The sequence below is a fragment of the Mycolicibacterium parafortuitum genome (assembly GCF_010725485.1).
Classification (GTDB): Bacteria; Actinomycetota; Actinomycetes; order Mycobacteriales; family Mycobacteriaceae; genus Mycobacterium.
In genome coordinates, this window is the sequence record NZ_AP022598.1 from 3,881,719 (window position 1) to 3,902,046 (window position 20,328).

A 20,328-nucleotide genomic window follows, 5' to 3' on the forward strand; every position below is an offset into this window, starting at 1 on the left:
GGGCCTTGACTGTGGCGTGCGTCACAGTAATATGACCACTGGTCACATCAAGCCTTGGAGGCGCGATGCCGACGGTGACATGGTCTCGGCTGGGCGCGGATCGCCGCGCGGCGGTGGTGGCTGCCGCCGAGGCCGAGTTCGCCGCGCACGGGTTCTCCCGCGGCAGCCTCAACGTCATCGCGCGGCGTGCCGGCGTCGCGAAAGGCAGCCTGTTCCAGTACTTCGCGGACAAGCGCGACCTCTACGCACACATCACCGAGGTCGGCAGCCAGCGGGTGCGCCGCCACATGGAGGACCAGATCCGCCGGCTCGACCCGAGTCGGCCGTTCTTCGAATTCCTGACCGACCTGCTCGACGTGTGGGTGGCGTACTTCGCCGACCATCCCCGTGACCGCGCGCTGCACGCCGCCGCCAGCTTCGAGGTCGACACCGACGCGCGGATCAGCGTGCGCGCCGTGATCCACCGCCACTACCTGCAGGTGCTGCGGCCGCTGGTGCTCGACGCGCGCGGCCGCGGCGATCTGCGTCCCGACGCCGACGTCGACACCCTGCTGTCGCTGCTGCTGATGATCCTGCCGCACCTCGCTCTGGCGCCGTACGTCCGCGGCATCGACCCCGTCCTCGGTCTGGACGAACTGTCCCCGGAACAGCCCGCCCTCGTGGTGCGCCGCTACGTCGCCGTGCTGTCCGCGGCGTTCGCGCAGCCCGACCACAGCCCCGCCGATCGGGCAACTCACAAAGGAGAACAGTCATGAACAGGACACGATCCGATTCCCTTGCCGCGGGCGGACTGAACTGGGACAGCCTGCCGCTGCGCTTGTTCGCCGGTGGCAACGCCAAGTTCTGGGACCCCGCCGACATCGACTTCTCCCGCGACCGCGCGGACTGGGAGTCGCTGTCGGAGTTGGAGCGGGACTGGGCCACCCGGCTGTGCGCGGAGTTCATCGCGGGCGAAGAGGCGGTGACCCAGGACATCCAGCCGTTCATGGCCGCGATGCGTGCCGAGGGGCGACTCGGTGACGAGATGTATCTGACCCAGTTCGCGTTCGAGGAAGCCAAGCACACCCAGGTCTTCCGGATGTGGCTCGACGCCGTCGGCGTCACCGGGGACCTGCAGTGCTACCTCGACGACCTGCCCGCCTACCGGCAGATGTTCTACGAGGAACTGCCGGCCTCGCTGGACGCCTTGTCCAGCGACCCGTCGCCGCGGGCGCAGATCCGGGCGTCGGTCACCTACAACCACGTCATCGAGGGGATGATGGCGTTGACGGGATACTATGCCTGGCACCGCATTTGCATCGATCGCGGCATCCTGCCGGGGATGCAGGAACTCGTGCGCCGCATCGGCGACGACGAACGCCGCCACATGGCGTGGGGCACCTTCACGTGCCGGCGCCACGTCGCCGCCGACGACGCCAACTGGGCGGTGTTCGAGACCAGGATGAACGAACTGATCCCGTTGGCGTTGCAGAACACCGACGACGCATTCGCCCTCTACGACGAGATCCCGTTCGGCCTGACCATCGACGAGTTCCAGCAGTACGCCGCCGACAAGGGCATGCGCCGCTTCGGCACCATCAGCAGTGCGCGTGGTCGTCCGCTGGAGGAGATCGACATCGACTACACGCCTCTGCATCTGGAGGACACCTTCGCCGACGAGGATCGCAAGGCGCTGGCTGCCTCTGCGTAGGGTCGGCCTACCGGGCCGCGCGCAGCAGGCGTAGTTGACCGATCTCGGCGGTGTTCTTCACCAGCTCGACGGTGACCCACAGCGTCGTGTCGGCGACCGTGCGGTTCGCGGCGGGACCCCATGGGAAGGCCGACGGGGCGGTCAGTCCGTCGGACGTCATGCCGGACAACAGATCCCGCCACTGGTCTGCCAGCGAGCGAACGCGGCGCACCGCCGCGGCCCCGTCGCCCGCCCAGGCGACCTCGGCGGGTGTGGGCGGCGTCCGGCCGCTCAGCGACGCCAGCGTGGCGCTCCACCAATAGTCGATATGCCACGTCAGCCACCCGATCGTCGGTACGGGAGCGGGCTGCGGCTCGACGTCGGCGAAGTCCGCGTACCAGCGTCCGGTGCCGTCCGGCCGGACCGTCCAGCACAGTGGCGCGGGTTCCCACAGGAAGTCGGCGCCGGAGAGTGCGGACAGGTGCAGGTCGGCCAGCGCCCACGCGAGGTCGAACTGACGTCGGATCTCGGTGATCATCCGAGGCGCTGCACCAGCAGGGTCTGTGCCGACGTGCCGATGAATCCGCGCCGGTCGAACAGTTCGGCGGTGGTGGCGCCGACGCCGTCCGGACCGATCGAGCCGCGGGCACGCACCCCGAAATCCTGCCCGTCGGGCAGCCGGTGCAGATGCACGACCGTGTCGGTGTTCATGAACAGGAACCGTTGCGGATCCAGCGCCGCGCCGATGCCGTTGGCCGAGTCGACCACCATGGCCAGCCGCTGCAGGGCGGTGGTCGGCTCCGAATCGATGAGCGGCACAAGGGGACTCATCCAGGCGACGGCGGCGGAGGATCCGTTGTCGTCGGGCTGCTTACGCCAGCTCACCGTCTCGAGGTAACCGCGTGCGTTCTGCCAGGCGTGGGCGGCGCCGGTCACCGACTCACCCTCGATCAATGGTGGGTACCGGTCGACGACGGCGTCGGCGGTGTCGCTGGGCGCGAGCAGCCACGCGGTGACCCGGGCGACAGCCCGGCGCGTGCCGTCGGGGCGGTCGACGAGCATCTCGGCGGCCATCAGTGAGATCCTCGACCCCGGGCGTTCGACCCAGGCGCGCACTCGGACCGTCGTGACCGGGATTGCGCCGAGGATGTCGAGGGTGAGCCTGCCGATGCGCAGCCCGCTGCCCTGCGCGAGATCCTCGATCGCTCTGGTCAGCAGTGCCAGCGGCGGAGAGCCGTGCTGGATGTTCGGGTCCCAGTTGCTGCGGGTGCCGTCGGTGGACTCGAACACCGCGTAGTCGCCGTCGGCGCCGAGCCGGCGGTACAGGCAGTTGATCACGCCGCCGGCTCCGCCTGCAGCACCGCCTCGGGGTCTCCGTCGTCGAGCACCTCCGGCCAGCCCGGGTACGGCGGGGGAGTGCCGCCGTAGACGGGGCAGTGCACCTGATGGGCGCACCAGTTGCACAGCTTCGACGGGCTTGGTCGGAAATCGCCTGTGGCACCGGCTGATTGGATGGCCCGCCAGATCGCCATCAACGTCTTCTCGAACCGTTCCAGCTCGGCCAGCTCCGGGCTGTAGTCGAGCACCTGATGATCGGCGAGGTAGAGCAACCGCAACCGGGTGGGCAGGATCCCGCGCGAACGAAGCAACGCCACCGCGTAGAACTTCATCTGGAACATCGCCTTGAACTCGGCGAGCGCCCGCGCCTCCGGCGGCGCCTTACCGGTCTTGTAGTCGACCACGCGCATCTCACCGGTCGGTGCGACGTCGATGCGGTCGATGTAACCGCGCAGCAGTGTCCCGTCGGCGAGTTCGACCTCGACGAGCTGCTCGCACGACTGCGGATCGAACCGGGTCGGGTCTTCCAGGCGGTAGTAGCCCGACAGCAGGATGCGCGCCTGCTCGAGCATCTCCGCGTGCAGCGCGGGTTCGATGTCGTCGGCCAGGGCCGGCTTCTCGGTCAGCATCCGCTCCCAGACCGGCGCGATCAGCGCGGTCGCGGTCTCGGGAACCCGGTCGGCGGCGGGCAGTGCGTAGAGCTCTTCGAGGGCGGCGTGCACCACCGAACCGCGCACCTGTGCGGTCGAGGACGGCTCCGGGAGCCGGTCGATCGCCCGGAACCGGTACAGCAACGGGCACTGTTTGAAATCGGCGGCGCGCGACGGCGACAGCGCGGGACGCCGCAGCGGTCGGGGCGTCGGCTCGGTCATGCGAATCACACTAGGACCGCCCCCGACAATCACACCCAACCCGGGCGCGCACGGTGTGGCGTCCTTTGGCAGGCTGGACAACTGTGCGCAGAACAGGCCCCTTTGCAGTAGGCGATCGTGTGCAGCTCACCGACGCCAAGGGCAGGCGCTACACGATGCTGCTCAAGCCGGGCGGCGAGTTCCACACCCATCGCGGCATCATCGCCCTCGACGACGTGGTCGGCCTGCCGGAAGGCAGCGTGATCAAGTCCACCAACGGTGACCAGTTCCTGGTGCTGCGTCCGCTGCTGGTCGACTACGTGATGTCGATGCCGCGCGGCGCCCAGGTGGTCTACCCGAAGGACGCGGCCCAGATCGTGCACGAGGGCGACATCTTCCCCGGGGCGCGGGTGCTGGAGGCCGGCGCCGGTTCGGGGGCGCTGACGTGCTCGCTGCTGCGCGCTGTGGGACCCGACGGGCACGTGACGTCCTACGAGGTGCGCGACGACCACGCCGAGCACGCGCGGCGCAACGTCGAGACGTTCTTCGGCGAGGCGCCGGCGAACTGGGACCTGGTGATCGCCGATCTGGCCGAGTACTCCGGACCCCAGGTCGACCGCGTCGTGCTCGACATGCTGGCGCCGTGGGAGATCCTCGGCACCGTCGCCGACGCGCTCGTCCCCGGCGGGGTGCTGATGATCTACGTCGCCACCGTCACCCAGCTGTCGAAGACCGTCGAGGCGCTGCGTGAACAGCAGTGCTGGACCGAGCCGCGGGCCTGGGAGAGCATGCAGCGCGGCTGGCACGTGGTCGGGCTGGCGGTGCGCCCCGAGCATTCGATGCGCGGCCACACCGCGTTCCTGATCAGCGCCCGCCGGCTGGCGCCCGGCGCGGTCGCGCCGGTGCCACTGCGCAAGAAACGACTCACCTAGCGGTCGGGTCAGTCCTCGTCGGTGCTCTTCGCCAGCCCCCGCCGGGTGGACAGCAGGTCGAACTCCGGCCGCGCGGCGACCAGCCGCTCGGCCGTGTCGAGGACGTCGACCACGTGGGCCCGGTCCGCGGCGACCAGGGCGATGCCAATTCCGGCGCGCCGATGCAGATCCTGGGTGGCGGTCTCGGCGGCCGACACCCCGAACCGGCGGGTCAGCTCGGCGATGACCGGCCGGACCGCCGAACGTTTCTGCTTCAACGACCGCACATCGCCGAGCAGGATGTCGAACTCCATCCACCCGATCCACATGCTCACCTCGGCGGGTCGTCCACGCTGAGCAGCAGATCGGCGGTATCGCGGGTCAGCTGCCACGACGGCCCGGCAGGCGCGAACTCCAGCGGATAGCTGAACTCGCCGCGCTGCCGATCGGCGGGCCGGATCACCACGGTGGCGAGAACGTGCCCGGGCGCGGACTGCGACCACGCGAGGTCATGCGCCTCGAACGTCCATGGGTACGACCCGTTGTCGCGCAGCGCGACGACGAACCGGTCCAGCCCGGCCCCTTCGGCGGCGGTGCCCTGTTCGATCAGCGAGATTTTTTCCATGCCGGGCACCGCCGGGTCGGTGAGCCTGGCCATCACGTCGGTCAGCGCCGCGGCCGGGGGCAGCGGCGGACCGCCGGGGGAGTCCGGGATCGGTTCGGGGCGCGGCGTCGTCGTGGCAGACGGTGGCGGAGTGAACGGGGTGGCCGCCGGATGATCGGACTGACCGCACCCACTCACGCCGAACGCCGCCACAAGAGTGTGGCGGCGCTGCGGACGAAGAGGTGCGGGAGATCAACCCACCGCGGACATCAGGGCCATCGCCGACTGCTTCGACAGCTGCCAGCCGGTCGGGCTCGGGCCTGCGATGAAGGTCAGCGGCTGGGTCGCCACGGCGCCGCTCGCGGCTGCCGCGGTGACGTTGGCGGTCACCACCGGGCCGTTCTGGTCGATGTCGGCGACGGTGAAGTTCAGCGGGAAGTACCCCTGGGCCGCGGCGTTGGCGTAGCCGCTGTCGGCCACGCGGGCCTCGATCCGGCCCAGGCCACCCTGGATGAAGCTGGCCTTACCGCCCGCGAACGAGCCCGGTCCGGACAGCGCGCTCAGCGTCGATACGAGTGCGCCTTCGAGTTCGGGGCCGGTGCGGCCGGAACAGGAGCGTTGAGGACCGGTGACGCAGACGCGATTCCCGCGCCCGCTGCAATGGAGGTCACACCCGCAGCCGCAGCTCCGACGAATGCGGCGGCTGCTGCTCCAGCGGTCAAGCTGGTAACGAGGGATTTCAGGGTCACGGCGGTCCTTCCGTTCGGACGAACTGATCTACAGAGGCTAACAGGGTCGCTGGTGTGTCGAATTCCCAGAGCACACACAATGTCTGAATCGCCGGTAGCTTTGAAGTTGTTACCGCACCAACATCGGGTGTGCGAAAGGAGCTCAGCATGAGTGAGTCCGAGCGTCCAGAAGCCAGCGACGGCCCTGAAGCCTTTGGAACGTCCCCTGAAAGCCACCTGTCCAGCGAAGATGCGGCAGAACTCGAACAGCTGCGGCGCGAGGCCGCGCTCCTGCGCGACCAACTGGAGAACTCCGCCGGGTCCGGCGGCGCGCGTACGCGTGACGTCCACCAGCTCGAAGCGCGTATCGACTCGCTGGCCGCGCGTAACGCGAAACTGATGGACACCCTCAAAGAGGCGCGCCAGCAGTTGCTGGCGCTGCGCGAAGAGGTCGACCGGCTGGGCCAGCCGCCCAGCGGCTACGGCGTGCTGCTGGCCGTCCAGGAGGACGACACCGTCGACGTGTTCACCTCGGGCCGCAAGATGCGCCTGACCTGCTCCCCGAACATCGACACCAAGACCCTCAAGCAGGGCCAGACGGTGCGTCTCAACGAGGCGCTGACCGTGGTCGAGGCCGGTCACTTCGAGTCGGTCGGTGAGATCAGCACGCTGCGCGAGATCCTGGCCGACGGCCGGCGCGCCCTGGTGGTGGGCCACGCCGACGAGGAGCGCATCGTCTGGCTGGCCGAGCCGCTGGTCGCCGCGGAGAACCTGCCCGACGAGCAGGAGGACGACAGCGGCAACGACGATCGGCCTCGCCGGCTGCGTCCCGGCGACTCGCTGCTGGTCGACACCAAGGCCGGCTACGCGTTCGAGCGGGTGCCCAAGGCTGAGGTCGAGGACCTGGTGCTCGAAGAGGTCCCCGACGTCAGCTACAGCGACATCGGCGGTCTCGGCCGCCAGATCGAGCAGATCCGCGACGCGGTCGAGCTGCCGTTCCTGCACAAGGAGCTCTACCGCGAGTACTCGCTGCGCCCGCCGAAGGGGGTGCTGCTCTACGGGCCCCCAGGCTGCGGCAAGACGCTGATCGCCAAGGCGGTGGCCAACTCGCTGGCCAAGAAGATGGCCGAGGTCCGCGGCGACGACGCCCGCGAGGCCAAGAGCTACTTCCTCAACATCAAGGGCCCCGAGCTGCTGAACAAGTTCGTCGGTGAGACCGAGCGTCACATCCGGCTGATCTTCCAGCGCGCCCGGGAGAAGGCCTCCGAGGGCACCCCGGTGATCGTGTTCTTCGACGAGATGGACTCGATCTTCCGCACCCGCGGCACCGGCGTGAGCTCCGATGTCGAAACCACCGTGGTGCCGCAGCTTCTCAGTGAGATCGACGGTGTCGAAGGCCTGGAGAACGTCATCGTGATCGGCGCCTCCAACCGCGAGGACATGATCGACCCGGCGATCCTGCGGCCCGGCCGCCTGGACGTCAAGATCAAGATCGAGCGGCCGGACGCCGAGTCGGCGATGGACATCTTCAGCAAGTACCTGACCGAGGAACTGCCGGTGCACGCCGACGACCTCGCCGAGTTCAACGGCGACCGCGGGCTGACCATCAAGGCGATGATCGAGCGGGTCGTGGACCGGATGTACGCCGAGATCGACGAGAACCGGTTCCTGGAGGTCACCTACGCCAACGGTGACAAAGAGGTCATGTACTTCAAGGACTTCAACTCCGGTGCGATGATCCAGAACGTCGTCGACCGGGCCAAGAAGTACGCGATCAAGTCGGTGCTGGAGACCGGGCAGCGGGGTCTTCGGATCCAGCATCTGCTCGACTCGATCGTCGACGAGTTCGCCGAGAACGAGGACCTGCCCAACACGACCAACCCGGACGACTGGGCCAGGATCTCGGGCAAGAAGGGTGAGCGGATCGTCTACATCCGCACGCTGGTCACCGGCAAGAGTTCGTCGGCCAGCCGCGCGATCGACACCGAATCCAACCTGGGCCAGTACCTGTAACGTCGAACCCGGCTCGGCCGGGGCCGCACAGGCGTACCTTCGAAGAAGGTAGTGCTCAGCGACCCTGGAGAAGTGCCATGAAGAATCAGGCTGTGCGAGTCCTGGGGACGACGTCGCTGTTCGCCGCCGCCGCGATCGTGGCGGCGGCGCCGGCAGCCGCCGACCAGTGGGTGATGCCCGATGTAACGGGTCAGGTTCTGCAGGACGCCCGGAATGCGGTGCTGGCGGCCAGCGAAGGTGTCGTCGAGCCTGCGACCACCACCGCCGAGGGCCCGCCGTTCGAGCAGGAGAACCTGACCAACTGGGAGGTGTGCGCGCAGGCGCCGTCGGCCGGGACCATCATCCCCGACGACACCCCGCCGACGCTCATCGTGGCCCGGCCCGGCGAGTGCCCGTCAGGTGAGTAGCGAGTAGCTGTTGGCCAGATCGTCCTGCAGCACACTGGCTTTCCGAGTCGAGGTGTCCGCCCGCAGCGGCTGCTCCAGCGTCTGCGCTCGATAGCTCCAGCCGTCGGGCAGGTTCAGCCGGTCGCCGAGTGCGGTGAGGTCGTCCAAGTCAGGCCGGGGTCGACGGTCTGGCTGTAGGTCTGCATCACCCACCGGCGGCCGTCCGGGTCGACGAGTTCGAAAACCGTTGTGCCGGAGTCGTAGACGAACACCGCCTTCCGGTCCACCTCGTTGACCGAATAGGGGCCCGGATTCATCGATGACAGCGACACGGTGGCCTGCTGCAGCATTTCGATACCGCCGAAGGTCTCCCGCGGTGTCTCGGTGCCGCCGTCTTTCTCGATGCGGCTCATCAACCAGTAGCGGGGGCCGTTGAGCAGTGCGGCCGCGGCACCGTGTTCGGCGGCGATGGCCTGAGCGTCGAGCTTGGCCCACAGTTCGGCGGGGCAGTCGTTGAGCGGAAAGGTGTTGTACACGGTGGCTTCCGGACCGGTGGCGCCGATGCGCACCAGCAGGACCTCACCATAGCGTTCACCGAACACGGTGCTCATCGCTGAACCTCCAGATAGGCGTCACGGCCCGCCAAGCTTACTGCGACGTCGGCGATCAGCGGGTCGAAGAACCTCTGCCGGTACAGCGGGTCGACGCTGGTGCTGACGGTGAAGTACAGCCCGGACAGCACCGCCACGAACAGCGAGGTGTGTACCACCGTCTGCGGGACCGGGATGTGGATGCCGAACCACGTTCCCGCACAGGGCGGTACGCCCACCGCGCAGCTCTGCTCGCTCGCCCACAGCACCGTGACATCGTCGGGAATGGCGATCAGGCCGAGGGCGAGGAAGAACCCGAACAGTCCGGCGGTGAACAGCACCACCTGGATCGCCTGCGCGACAACCATCACCGCGACCACGTTCGCCTGTTCGGCCAGCGACAGCGGGGTGCGCGCGACGGGACCGGTAGGGGTGGCCGCCAACGGGGTGTCTGCCAGCAGCGCGGTGGAATCCTCGCGCTCGGACCGGTCCTGGCGCAGCGCCGCGACCTCGTCGCGGATCGTGGCCACCATGAACAGCAGCGCTACCAGGCTCAGGAAACCGATGGTCTGCCAAAGCCTTTCGCGCGACATGCGGGCAGACAGCTGCCACAGCTCGCCGGTGAAATACACCACGACGGTCAGCATCAGCAGCGGAAGAGCCCGGCTCATCAACGTTCCGAGCGCGCCGAGCTGAACCCACGCGAACCTGAACGCCCACAACGCGATCGAGCCGAAACCGAGATACGTCAACCACACCGCGATCAGCGAGATCACGATGAACACCGGCGTCTCGGCGGCGGCCGCGCCGGACCAGCCGCTGACCGTCAGCGGCATGATCACCACGAAGATCGTCATCACCAGCACGGCGGCCCACCGGCGCAGCACCTCGCCGACACGGGTACCGAGCCGATGCAGGAGCTCCAGCACGAACGGCGCCGCGATGAGCACCAGCGCGATCACCCCCAGCCGGGCCGCATAACCGTAGTCGGGGCTGTCGCCGGTCAGGTTCGCCAACAGCATCGTCAGCGCGGTCAGCGCGCCGACGGCGCTGACCATCGGCGCCGAGCGTTGCACCAGCTTGCGGGCGCGGACGCGGCGCGGCAGCACCAGGGCAGCCCCCGGTGCAGGAACCACTCGTGCACCTGCCGCATGTCGGCCACCTCAGCGGGCCGGGGTGGGCGGGCCCAGCGCGATGACCGTCAGCGCGGGACTCCTGGCCAGATCGGCGACGGTGTAGCGGTCGAGTTCGCGGTAGAAGGCCTCCTTGGCCTGGGCCAGTGCGTGGCGCAGCCGGCAGGCCGCGATCAGTGGGCAGGCCGTCAGCCCCTGGCAGTCGACGACCTCCCGGTCGCCTTCGAGTTCCCGCACCAGCCGGCCCACCGACGCGGTGCGGCCCGCATCGGTCAGCGACAGCCCGCCGATCCGGCCGCGGCGCTTCCACCAGCCCGAGTTCGACCAACCGGGACACGGCTTTGGCGATGTGGTTCTCCGACGCGCCCGCGTTCGCCGCGATCTGGCCGGTGGTGACCCGCCTGTCGGCGGACTCGCCGGCGGCCAGAAGCATCATCGCCCGCAGCCCCAGATCGGTGAACCTGGTCAGTTGCATGGGCGAAGAGTACTAATTCCGCCTTCGCGTTGCGTATTTTCGGGATCGGCGGTGACGGTCCGGTACCGGTCCCGGGCGACGAGCGTGAGCCGCAGATCGTCGATCAGCGGATCCACAAAGCGCTCCCGGTACTCCTTGTCGCCGACCGCGCGGGCGGCCAGGTACATGAACGTCAGCGCGATCAGGAACATCGTCACCTGGATCAGCGCGTCGGGCACCGGCAGCGTCATACCGAGGAACTGGCCGTCGGGGGAGCCGTGGTTCGTCAGCGCGGCGAGCAACTCCGGGCTGACCAGGATCAGCCCCAGCACGAAGAACAGCAGCCCGGTCACGATCGAGACCGTCATCACCTGCACGATCTGCGACATCGCCAGCACGAACCCGACGTTGAGGCGTTCGGGGCGGGACAGATCGACGCGGCGCGGGCGGTCCGGCATCGCCTCGAACGGCGTCCCGACCAGGCGGGCGGCGTCTTCGGGTTGCTTGGCGTCCGGCGCCAGGATCGGCCGCACCCGCGACATCGTGCTGGAGAGCAGGAATGTGCCTGCGATCAGCATCAGGAACAGCAGCGCGAACCACAACCGCGGCCTGCTCACGGTCGACGCCATCGTCCACACCGGTCCGTTGAAGAACACCAGCACCGTCAACAGCATCACCGGCAGCGCGCCGAGCAGGAGGTTGCCGATCGAGGCGAGGTTGGCCAGCGTCATCCGGACCGCCCAGCCCAGGATCGCGCCGGCTCCGGTCGCGGTGCAGACCACGATGACCGCGACGATCACGATCTCGGTGACGATGTCGACCCACACCCGGGGCTGGGACCGGCGTACACGCCGCCGAGGGTGGCGATGCCCAGCGACGCCCCGACACGATGGCACGGATCCGGATGTCGTCGGTGCGCGAGACCAGCCAGCCGACGACCGCCGCGGCGGGCAACACCAGCACGATCACCGCGAGGACGAACCATTCGGTCCGGTTCGGCGTGCCGTCGATATCGATCGTGTACTTGGTGACCCCGACGATGATCATCGAGAACGCCATCATCACCGCGAGCGCGGCCAGCGCGGGCGCCGAGCGGGTCCACACGCGCTGTACCAGCACCCCGGGCGCAGCACGGCGGGCAGCCCGCGCTGCAGGAACCAGCGCTCGGCGGCCAGGCGGGATGCGGACTGCGCGGACATAGCGGGTAGATCTCACCACGACGGACCGCGCAGGGCTCGTGACCTCGTCCGGCGCGGCGACCTCTAGGCTGGTCGCCATGCAACGGATCATCGGAACAGAGGTCGAATACGGCATCTCGTCGCCGTCTGACCCGACCGCGAATCCGATCCTCACCTCCACCCAGGCGGTGCTCGCCTATGCGGCCGCGGCCGGGATCCAGCGGGCCAAGCGGACCCGCTGGGATTACGAGGTGGAGTCGCCGCTGCGCGACGCCCGCGGATTCGATCTGAGCCGCTCGTCGGGACCGCCGCCGGTGGTCGACGCCGACGAGGTCGGCGCCGCCAACATGATCCTGACCAACGGCGCCCGGCTCTACGTCGACCATGCCCACCCCGAGTACTCGGCACCCGAATGCACCGACCCGATGGACGCGGTGATCTGGGACAAGGCCGGCGAGCGGGTGATGGAAGCCGCCGCCCGGCACGTCGCCAGCGTGCCAGGAGCCGCGAAACTGCAGCTGTACAAGAACAACGTCGACGGCAAGGGTGCGTCCTACGGGTCGCATGAGAACTACCTGATGAGCCGGCAGACGCCGTTCTCCGCGGTGATCGCGGGTCTGACCCGTTCCTGGTGTCGCGGCAGGTCGTGACCGGCTCGGGCCGTGTCGGGATCGGTCCCTCGGGGACGAGGCCGGCTTCCAGCTCTCGCAGCGCTCCGACTACATCGAGGTCGAGGTCGGGCTGGAGACCACGCTCAAGCGCGGCATCATCAACACCCGGGACGAACCGCACGCCGACGCGGACAAGTACCGCAGGCTGCACGTGATCATCGGCGATGCCAACCTGGCCGAGACGTCGACCTATCTGAAGCTCGGCGCCACCTCGCTGGTCCTCGACCTGATCGAGGAGGGTCCGCAGATCGGGCTGGAACTGACCGATCTGGCGCTCGCCCGGCCGGTGCACGCCGTGCACGTGGTCTCGCGGGATCCGTCGCTGCGCGCGACGGTGGCACTGGCCGACGGCCGCGAGATGACGGCGCTGGCGTTGCAGCGGATCTACCTGGACCGCGTCGCCAAACTCGTCGACGCCCGCGACCCGGATCCCCGGGCCTCGCATGTGCTCGAAACCTGGGCGCACGTCCTGGACCTGCTGGAACGCGATCCGATGGAGTGCGCCGACCTGCTCGATTGGCCGGCCAAACTGCGGCTGCTGGAGGGCTTCCGGCACCGGGAGAACCTGGGCTGGAACGCGCCGCGGCTGCACCTGGTCGACCTGCAGTATTCCGATGTCCGGCTCGACAAGGGCCTCTACAACCGGTTGGTGGCCCGCGGATCGATGAAGCGACTGGTCACCGAGCAGCAGGTGCTCGACGCCGTCGAGAACCCGCCCACCGACACCCGCGCCTACTTCCGCGGCGAGTGCCTGCGACGGTTCGGCGCCGACATCGCCGCGGCCAGCTGGGATTCGGTGATCTTCGATCTGGGCGGTGACTCGCTGGTGCGGATTCCGACCCTGGAGCCGCTGCGCGGGAGCAAAGCTCACGTCGGGGCCTGCTGGATTCTGTCGACAGCGCAGCCGAACTCGTCGAACAGCTGACGACCTGACCCAGCTATCCCCGGTAATCCGCGAACCGGACGGTAGGGTGGGGAGACCATACTTACCAGGAGGCAGCAATGGCTCAGGAGCAGACCAAGCGTGGCGGCGGGGGCGGGGAGGACGACGACCCCACCGGCAGCACGGCCGCCGGGCAGGAGCGCCGCGAGAAGCTGACGGAAGAAACCGACGACCTGCTGGACGAGATCGACGACGTCCTGGAGGAGAACGCCGAGGACTTCGTCCGTGCATACGTGCAGAAGGGTGGACAGTGACCTGGCCGGATCGAGATAAGTCCGCCTTCCCGTCCGCTTTACCCGGCGCCTTCAGCGCGTCCTCGGCCATGACGCATGGCGGGGTGAACTTGTCGTCGTTCTCCGATTTCCTGCGTCAGCAGGCGCCGCATCTACTGCCGGGTGCGGTGCAACCGACCGGCGCGCCCACCGACGTGGTGCCGCACGGCACCACGATCGTGGCGCTCAAGTTCCCCGGCGGAGTGGTGATGGCCGGTGACCGGCGCGCCACCCAGGGGCACATGATCGCCAGCCGTGACGTCCAGAAGGTGTACATCACCGACGATTACACGGTCACCGGCATTGCCGGCACTGCGGCGATCGCCGTCGAGTTCGCGCGCCTGTACGCCGTCGAACTCGAGCATTACGAGAAGCTCGAAGGTGTGGCGCTGACCTTCCCGGGCAAGGTGAACCGGCTGGCCACCATGGTGCGCGGCAATCTCGGTGCGGCCCTGCAGGGTTTCGTCGCGCTGCCGTTGCTCGCCGGATACGACCTCGACGACCCCAATCCCGAGGCCGCCGGGCGCATCGTGTCCTTCGACGCCGCGGGCGGGCACAACCTCGAAGAAGAGGGTTACCAGTCCGTCGGGTCCGGCTCGATCTTCGCGAAGTCGTCGATGAAGAAGCTGTATTCCCAGGTCACCGACGCCGACTCGGCGCTGCGGGTCGCGATCGAGGCGCTCTACGATGCGGCCGACGACGACTCGGCCACCGGCGGCCCGGATCTGGTGCGGGGCATCTTCCCGACTGCCGTCGTGATCACCGCCGACGGGGCGGTCGAGATCTCCGAGCAGCAGATCGCCGACACATGTCGTGAGATCATCCAGAGCCGTTCGCGGGCAGATACTTTCGGTCCTGACGCCAAGCCCGTTCGAGGTGACGAGCAGTGAGCTTCCCGTATTTCATCTCGCCCGAGCAGGCGATGCGCGAGCGTTCCGAGCTCGCCCGCAAGGGAATCGCGCGGCCGCAGCGTGATCGCGCTGGCCTACGCCGACGGTGTGCTGTTCGTCGCGGAGAACCCGTCGCGGTCGCTGCAGAAGGTCAGCGAACTCTACGACCGGGTCGGCTTCGCCGCCGTCGGCCGGTTCAACGAGTTCAACAACCTGCGCAGTGGCGGCATCCGGTTCGCCGACACCCAGGGCTACGCGTACTCGCGCCGCGACGTGACCGGGCGTCAGCTCGCCAACGTGTACGCCCAGACGCTGGGCACCATCTTCACCGAGCAGGCCAAACCTTACGAGGTCGAGCTCTGCGTGGCAGAGGTCGCCCACTACGGCGAGACGAAACCCCTGAGCTGTACCGGATCACCTACGACGGGTCGATCGCCGACGAGCCGCATTTCGTGGTGATGGGCGGCACCACCGAGCCGATCTCGGCGGCGCTCAACGAGTCCTACACCGAGAACGCCGATCTCGCCGATGCGGTGCGGATCGCCGTCGCCGCGCTCGGCGCAGGCGGCAACGGCGCCGAACCCCGGACCCTCAGCCCGGCGACGCTGGAAGTCGCGATCCTCGACGCCAACCGGCCGAGGCGCGCCTTCCGCCGGATCACCGGGTCCGCGCTGGAGGCGCTGCTACCGGAGCCGGACTCCGGCGCTGCGGCCGACGCAGACAAGGCCCACGCAGACAAGCCCGACGCCCCCGACAACTAGTCGGAACTCGGTCCCGCACGCACCCTGGCGCGTTCTCGAACGCCAGGGTGCGTTCTGCTTTTCCGGCAACCCTTGCGCAGTGGCCGCATTGGGTGAATGATTTGTTGCGTATGACGAATCACGTTGCGTAATACGCAACTCCCTGGGATACCTTCACAACACTCACTGTCGGAAGCTCACTGTCGGAAGCTCACTGTCGGAAGCCCCACTGTCGGAAGCGGTCAAGCCATGCCAAAAGTCGTGATCATCGGTGCGGGCATCGTCGGTACCTCACTCGCCGACGAACTGACCGCCCGCGGCTGGACCGATCTGACCGTCGTCGACCGCGGGCCCTGTTCGCCACCGGCGGCTCGACCTCGCATGCCCCCGGCCTGGTCTTCCAGACGAATCCGTCCAAGACGATGACCGCGTTCGCGCGGTACACGTCGAGAAGTTCCGGACGCTCGACCACCCTGAAGGCTGGGCGTTCAACCCGGTCGGCGGACTCGAAGTCGCCACCACACCGGAACGACTGGCCGACCTGCACCGCAAAGTCGGCTGGGCCCAGTCCTGGGGGATCGAGGGCCGACTGCTCACCCCGGCCGAATGCGTGCGCTTGCACCCCTGATCGACCGCGACCGCATCCTCGGCGGATTCCACACCCCCGATGACGGTCTGGCCAAGGCGCTGCGCGCCGCCGAGGCCCAGGCCCTGCGCGCCCGCGCCCGGGGAGCGACCTTCCGTCCCCACACCGAGGTGCTCGGAATCCTCGACGACGGCAGGCGGGTCACCGGGGTGCGCACCGCCGAGGGTGTCCTCGATGCGGACGTCGTGGTGTGTGCCGCCGGATTCTGGGGTGCGCACCTGGCCAGGCAGGTCGGGCTCACCCTTCCGCTGGTGCCCATGGCGCACCAGTACGCGCGCACCGGACAGATCTCCGCTCGTCGGACGCAACACCGAACTCGCCGAGGCCGGCCTGCCGATCCTGCGTCACCAGGACCAGGACCTGTACTTCCGGGAGCACGTCGACCGTCTCGGTATCGGCTCCTACAGCCATCGGCCGATGCCGGTCGACATGGACACCCTGTCCGCCGACACCGCGGGTGAGCCGATGCCGTCGATGCTGCCGTTCACCGAGGAGGACTTCGCACCCGCGTGGACGGCGGCCGCCGATCTGCTTCCGGCGCTGCATGATTCGAAGATCGAAGAGGCCTTCAACGGCATCTTCTCGTTCACCCCGACGGCTTCTCGATCATGGGTGAGCACCGCGAGCTCCCGGGGTTCTGGGTCGCCGAGGCGGTGTGGGTCACCCATTCGGCGGGGTGGCCAAGGCGACTGCCGAATGGATCGTCGACGGCACCCCGTCGATCGATACCCACGAGTGCGATCTGTATCGCTTCGAGGACGCGGCCCGCAGCCCGAAGTTCATCATGCAGACCAGCTCGCAGGCGTTCGTCGAGGTCTACGACATCGTCCACCCGCACCAGTACCGCAGCGCACTGCGCGGCCTGCGTACCAGCCCGTTCCATGCCCGGCACACCGAACTCGGCGCCTATTTCTATGAGGGCGGCGGCTGGGAACGGCCGGCCTGGTTCGAATCCAATGCCCAACTGGCGCAACGGCTTTTCGACGACGGACTGGCCGTACCCCACCGAGAAGGCTGGGCGGCGCGGTTCTGGTCGCCGATCTCTGTGGCCGAAGCGCACTGGACCCGCGAGCACGTGGCGATGTACGACATGACCCCGCTGACCCGCTACGAGGTGGCCGGACCGGGCGCCGCGGCCTTCCTGCAGGAGATGACCACCAACAACGTCGACAAGAGCGTCGGCTCGGTGACCTACACCCTGCTGCTCGACCACGACGGCGGAATCCGCAGCGATCTGACCGTGGCCCGGATGGCGCCGCAGACCTTCCAGGTCGGCGCGAACTCGCCGATGGACTTCGACTGGTTGTCCCGGCACAAGCCGGCCGACGTCACGCTGCGCGACATCACCGGCGGCACCTGCTGCGTCGGGGTGTGGGGGCCGTCGGCGCGTGACGTGGTCGCACCGCTGTGCCCCGACGATCTGTCCCACGAGGCTTCAAGTACTTCCGGGCGCTGCACACCCACCTCGACGCGATCCCGGTGACGATGATGCGGGTCTCCTATGTCGGCGAACTCGGCTGGGAGATCTACGCCAGCGCCGAATACGGCGCTGCGCTGTGGGATCTGCTGGCCGACGCCGGTGCCGCGCACGGGATCATCCCGGCGGGCCGGCTCGCGTTCAACAGCCTGCGTATCGAGAAGGGTTACCGCAGTTGGGGTACCGATATGACCACCGAACACCGGCCGGCCGCCGCGGGCCTGGAGTTCGCCGTCCGTCTCGACAAGACAGGCCGAGTTCGTCGGCAAGGCCGCGCTGCGTGACGCGCCGCCGCCGGCGTCGGTGTTGCGCAGCATCGTGTTCGACGATCCCGACGCCGCCGTCCTGGGCAAGGAACCTGTGTCGGTGGGGGAGCACTGCGTCGGATACGTGACCAGCGCCGGGTATTCGCCCACCCTCGGGCGCACCGTCGCCTACGCGTGGCTGCCCGCCGGCGTGCGGCCCGGTGACCCGGTCACCGTCGCGTACCGGGGGGCCACCCACACCGCGGCGGTGCACGCCGAACCCGTCGTGGACCCGGGCATGTCACGGATCAAGAGGTAGTCGATGAGCTACGACGTCATCGTCATCGGGCTCGGTGGGATGGGCAGCGCGGCCGCCTACCACCTGGCCGCGCGCGGACAACGGGTCCTCGGGTTGGAGAAGTTCACCCCGGCCCACGACAAGGGCTCCAGCCATGGCGGATCCCGGATCATCCGGCAGTCCTATTTCGAGGACCCCGCCTACGTGCCGCTGCTGCTGCGCTCCTACGAGCTGTGGGGGAAACTCGCCGCCGACAGCGGGCGCGACGTGTACCGGATGACCGGCGGCCTGTTCATCGGACCCCCGGACTGTCTGACCGTCGCGGGCAGTCTGCGCGCGGCCAGGGAATGGGATCTGCCGCACGAACTGCTCGACGCCGCCGAGATCCGTTCGCGCTACCCGAACTTCACGCCGAACTCCGGCGACGTCGCGCTGTTCGAGGCGAAGGCCGGTTTCGCCCGCCCGGAGCTGACCGTGCAAGCCCACCTCGACCTGGCCCAGAAGGCCGGAGTCACACTGCGGTTCGATGAACAGGTGCTGGACTGGTCGGAGACGGCCGACGGGGTCGCGGTGCGCACCGCGACCGGGACCTTCACCGCCGGGCAGGTGGTGATCTGCCCCGGAGCGTGGGCACCGCAACTGCTCGCGGAGTTCGGCATCCCGATCAGCGTCGAGCGCCAGGTGCTGTACTGGCTGGATCCCGTCGGCGGCACGGCGGCGTTCGCCGACCATCCGATCTTCATCGACGAGAACGCCTCCGGGATGCAGATCTACGGCTTCCCGGCCATCGACGGCCCGCGCGGCGGAGTCAAGGTCGCGTTCTTCCGCAAGGGCGTGCCGTGCACCCCGGAGACGATCGACCGCACGGTCGGCGATCACGAGATCCGCGAGATGCGGGACCGGGTCCGTGAACTGTTGCCCGCGCTCGACGGCCCGTGCGTGCATTCGGCGACGTGCATGTACGCCAACACCCCGGACCAGCACTTCGTGATCGCCCGGCACCCGGACAGCAGGCACGTGACGGTCGCGTGCGGATTCTCCGGGCACGGCTTCAAATTCGTACCCGTGGTCGGCGAGATCCTCGCCGACCTCGCCATCTCCGGTGCGACGGCGCACCCGATCTCGCTGTTCGACCCCCGCAGATTGGTGACGACCCGATGAGCGCACTGCTGGCCACCCTGCCCGGCCACTACTACACCAGCGGTGACCTCTTCGCCGCCGAGCAGGCGAACATCTTCGAGAGCAGATGGTTCTGCACGGTCCGCTCGGCGGACCTCGCCGAGCCGGGCCGGTTCAGGAAGGTTCAGGTCGGCCGCGAGAGCGTGCTGCTGGTGCGCGGACGCGACGGGCTGTTGCGGGCGTTCCTCAACGTGTGCCGACACCGCGGTGCCCAACTGTGTACCGAATCCGAGGGGCAGGTGAGACGGAGCCTGCGATGCCCGTACCACTCGTGGACCTACGGGCTGGACGGCCGGTTGATGGCCGCGCCCAACATCGGCACGCTGACCGACGACGCCGGATCGCCGATCGACCGGCAGCGCTACGGGCTGGTGCCGGTCGCGCTGACCGAATGGCTCGGCTACGCATGGGTGTGCCTGGCCGACGTCCCACCGCCGTTCGAGGACGTGGTGGCCGAGGCCACCGCCACGCTCGGCGATGCCGACGCGATCAACCGCTACGGCATCGGCGGGCTCGACGTCGGGCACCGCGTCGTCTACGAGGTCGCGGCCAACTGGAAACTGATCGTCGAGAACTTCATGGAGTGCTACCACTGCAGCTCCATCCACCCGGAACTGGTCGGCGTGCTGCCCGAGTTCACGAAAGGCGTGGCGGCGCAGGCCAATGTCGGACGCGGGGCCGAATTCGGTTCTCAGGTACAGGGTTTCACGGTGGACGGGGCGGCCGGCTTCGGGCGACTGCCCGGTCTGACCGAGGATCAGGATCGGCGGTACTACGCGATCACCGTCAAGCCGACGGTCTTCGTCAACCTGGTGCCCGACCATGTGATCTTCCACCGCATGTATCCGCTGGCCGCGGATCGCACCGTGGTGGAATGCGATTGGCTCTACCCCCGCGACGTGCTGAACTCCGGGCAGGACATGTCCCGCTCGGTCGAGTTGTTCCACCGGGTCAACGAACAGGATTTCGCCGCGTGCGAGCGCACCCAGCCGGCGATGTCCTCGCGTGCATACCGCAACGGCGGGGTACTCGTTCCGGCAGAACACCACCTCGCCGTGTTCCACGAATGGGTACTGTCGAGGCTGGCGGCTGCGGTGTAGGACGACGCGAGA

The 20,328-nt window shown here is 68.4% G+C and carries 14 protein-coding genes and 8 pseudogenes; 12 read left to right on the forward strand and 10 right to left on the reverse strand.

From position 1 onward, the window contains the following. Nucleotides 1–65 precede the first annotated feature (65 nt). Nucleotides 66–755: a TetR/AcrR family transcriptional regulator gene (locus NTM_RS18600; RefSeq protein ID WP_083144483.1), complete on the forward strand. Its 690-nt coding sequence runs from the start codon at nucleotides 66–68 to the stop codon at nucleotides 753–755. After that, nucleotides 752–1,690, forward strand: a complete 939-nt coding sequence (locus tag NTM_RS18605) for a R2-like ligand-binding oxidase (RefSeq protein ID WP_083144482.1) — start codon at nucleotides 752–754, stop codon at nucleotides 1,688–1,690. Before NTM_RS18600 ends, NTM_RS18605 begins: the two co-directional genes overlap by 4 nt. A 7-nt stretch (nucleotides 1,691–1,697) precedes the next feature. Here NTM_RS18605 and NTM_RS18610 read toward each other — a convergent pair whose 3' ends face one another. Genes NTM_RS18610 through NTM_RS18620 form a run of 3 tightly spaced genes read right to left on the reverse strand, consistent with a single transcriptional unit; the run spans nucleotide 1,698 to nucleotide 3,879 of the window. Next, nucleotides 1,698–2,207 (reverse strand): DinB family protein, encoded by a 510-nt coding sequence (locus NTM_RS18610; protein ID WP_083144481.1) that lies wholly within the window; start codon nucleotides 2,205–2,207, stop codon nucleotides 1,698–1,700. After that, on the reverse strand, nucleotides 2,204–3,007 hold the full coding sequence (locus NTM_RS18615) for a thioesterase family protein (protein ID WP_163767098.1): 804 nt from the start codon (nucleotides 3,005–3,007) through the stop codon (nucleotides 2,204–2,206). Before NTM_RS18615 ends, NTM_RS18610 begins: the two co-directional genes overlap by 4 nt. Continuing rightward, on the reverse strand, nucleotides 3,004–3,879 hold the full coding sequence (locus NTM_RS18620; RefSeq protein ID WP_083144479.1) for a RecB family exonuclease: 876 nt from the start codon (nucleotides 3,877–3,879) through the stop codon (nucleotides 3,004–3,006). Before NTM_RS18620 ends, NTM_RS18615 begins: the two co-directional genes overlap by 4 nt. Before the next feature lie 83 nt (nucleotides 3,880–3,962). On the opposite strand from NTM_RS18620, the gene NTM_RS18625 reads away from it, so the two are divergent. After that, nucleotides 3,963–4,790: a tRNA (adenine-N1)-methyltransferase gene (locus NTM_RS18625; RefSeq protein ID WP_083144478.1), complete on the forward strand. Its 828-nt coding sequence runs from the start codon at nucleotides 3,963–3,965 to the stop codon at nucleotides 4,788–4,790. A gap of 8 nt (nucleotides 4,791–4,798) precedes the next feature. Here the strand turns inward: NTM_RS18625 and NTM_RS18630 are convergent, their stop codons facing one another. The 3 genes and pseudogenes from NTM_RS18630 to NTM_RS18640 all read right to left on the reverse strand — a co-directional run bounded on the left by NTM_RS18630 (nucleotide 4,799) and on the right by NTM_RS18640 (nucleotide 6,122). Beyond that, the gene (locus tag NTM_RS18630; protein ID WP_083144477.1) at nucleotides 4,799–5,098 is read right to left on the reverse strand and encodes a DUF503 domain-containing protein; all 300 of its coding nucleotides are present in this window, start codon (nucleotides 5,096–5,098) and stop codon (nucleotides 4,799–4,801) included. A gap of 2 nt (nucleotides 5,099–5,100) precedes the next feature. Next, nucleotides 5,101–5,571 carry a lipoprotein LppK gene (lppK, locus tag NTM_RS18635; RefSeq protein ID WP_163767099.1) on the reverse strand — a complete coding sequence of 157 codons (471 nt, stop codon included), beginning with the start codon at nucleotides 5,569–5,571 and terminating at the stop codon, nucleotides 5,101–5,103. A 54-nt stretch (nucleotides 5,572–5,625) separates the two neighbouring features. Next, nucleotides 5,626–6,122: pseudogene (locus NTM_RS18640) on the reverse strand (MTB12 family secreted protein). Between the two features lie 147 nt (nucleotides 6,123–6,269). Here NTM_RS18640 and arc point away from each other — a divergent pair. Next, on the forward strand, nucleotides 6,270–8,114 hold the full coding sequence (arc, locus tag NTM_RS18645) for a proteasome ATPase (protein ID WP_163767100.1): 1,845 nt from the start codon (nucleotides 6,270–6,272) through the stop codon (nucleotides 8,112–8,114). Between the two features lie 77 nt (nucleotides 8,115–8,191). After that, nucleotides 8,192–8,521, forward strand: coding sequence for a PASTA domain-containing protein (locus NTM_RS18650; RefSeq protein WP_163767101.1), 330 nt, complete (start codon nucleotides 8,192–8,194; stop codon nucleotides 8,519–8,521). Here NTM_RS18650 and NTM_RS18655 read toward each other — a convergent pair. From NTM_RS18655 to NTM_RS18670, 4 pseudogenes are all read right to left on the reverse strand, one after another. Continuing rightward, nucleotides 8,510–9,111, reverse strand: a pseudogene (locus NTM_RS18655) (hypothetical protein). The gene NTM_RS18650 and the pseudogene NTM_RS18655 sit on opposite strands and share 12 nt — an antisense overlap. Then, nucleotides 9,108–10,243: pseudogene (locus tag NTM_RS18660) on the reverse strand (hypothetical protein). Before NTM_RS18660 ends, NTM_RS18655 begins: the two co-directional pseudogenes overlap by 4 nt. A gap of 10 nt (nucleotides 10,244–10,253) precedes the next feature. Then, nucleotides 10,254–10,698, reverse strand: a pseudogene (locus tag NTM_RS18665) (RrF2 family transcriptional regulator). Beyond that, nucleotides 10,689–11,876: pseudogene (locus tag NTM_RS18670) on the reverse strand (hypothetical protein). Before NTM_RS18670 ends, NTM_RS18665 begins: the two co-directional pseudogenes overlap by 10 nt. A gap of 77 nt (nucleotides 11,877–11,953) precedes the next feature. Between NTM_RS18670 and dop the strand changes: the two are divergent. The 7 genes and pseudogenes from dop to NTM_RS18705 all read left to right on the forward strand — a co-directional run bounded on the left by dop (nucleotide 11,954) and on the right by NTM_RS18705 (nucleotide 20,316). Then, nucleotides 11,954–13,459 (forward strand): annotated as a pseudogene (gene dop, locus NTM_RS18675) (depupylase/deamidase Dop). Nucleotides 13,460–13,528: 69 nt separating this feature from the next. Beyond that, nucleotides 13,529–13,723, forward strand: a complete 195-nt coding sequence (locus NTM_RS18680; protein ID WP_011893953.1) for a ubiquitin-like protein Pup — start codon at nucleotides 13,529–13,531, stop codon at nucleotides 13,721–13,723. After that, nucleotides 13,720–14,631: a proteasome subunit beta gene (gene prcB, locus NTM_RS18685; RefSeq protein ID WP_104864902.1), complete on the forward strand. Its 912-nt coding sequence runs from the start codon at nucleotides 13,720–13,722 to the stop codon at nucleotides 14,629–14,631. The genes NTM_RS18680 and prcB overlap by 4 nt, the downstream gene beginning before the upstream one ends. Next, nucleotides 14,628–15,392, forward strand: a pseudogene (gene prcA, locus NTM_RS18690) (proteasome subunit alpha). The gene prcB and the pseudogene prcA overlap by 4 nt, the downstream one beginning before the upstream one ends. A gap of 228 nt (nucleotides 15,393–15,620) precedes the next feature. Next, nucleotides 15,621–18,058: pseudogene (locus tag NTM_RS18695) on the forward strand (GcvT family protein). Nucleotides 18,059–18,061: 3 nt separating this feature from the next. After that, nucleotides 18,062–19,198 carry an N-methyl-L-tryptophan oxidase gene (gene solA, locus NTM_RS18700; RefSeq protein WP_083144467.1) on the forward strand — a complete coding sequence of 379 codons (1,137 nt, stop codon included), beginning with the start codon at nucleotides 18,062–18,064 and terminating at the stop codon, nucleotides 19,196–19,198. Beyond that, complete coding sequence (locus NTM_RS18705) at nucleotides 19,195–20,316, forward strand: aromatic ring-hydroxylating oxygenase subunit alpha (RefSeq protein ID WP_083144466.1); 1,122 nt, start codon at nucleotides 19,195–19,197, stop codon at nucleotides 20,314–20,316. Before solA ends, NTM_RS18705 begins: the two co-directional genes overlap by 4 nt. The last annotated feature ends 12 nt before the right edge of the window (nucleotides 20,317–20,328 follow it).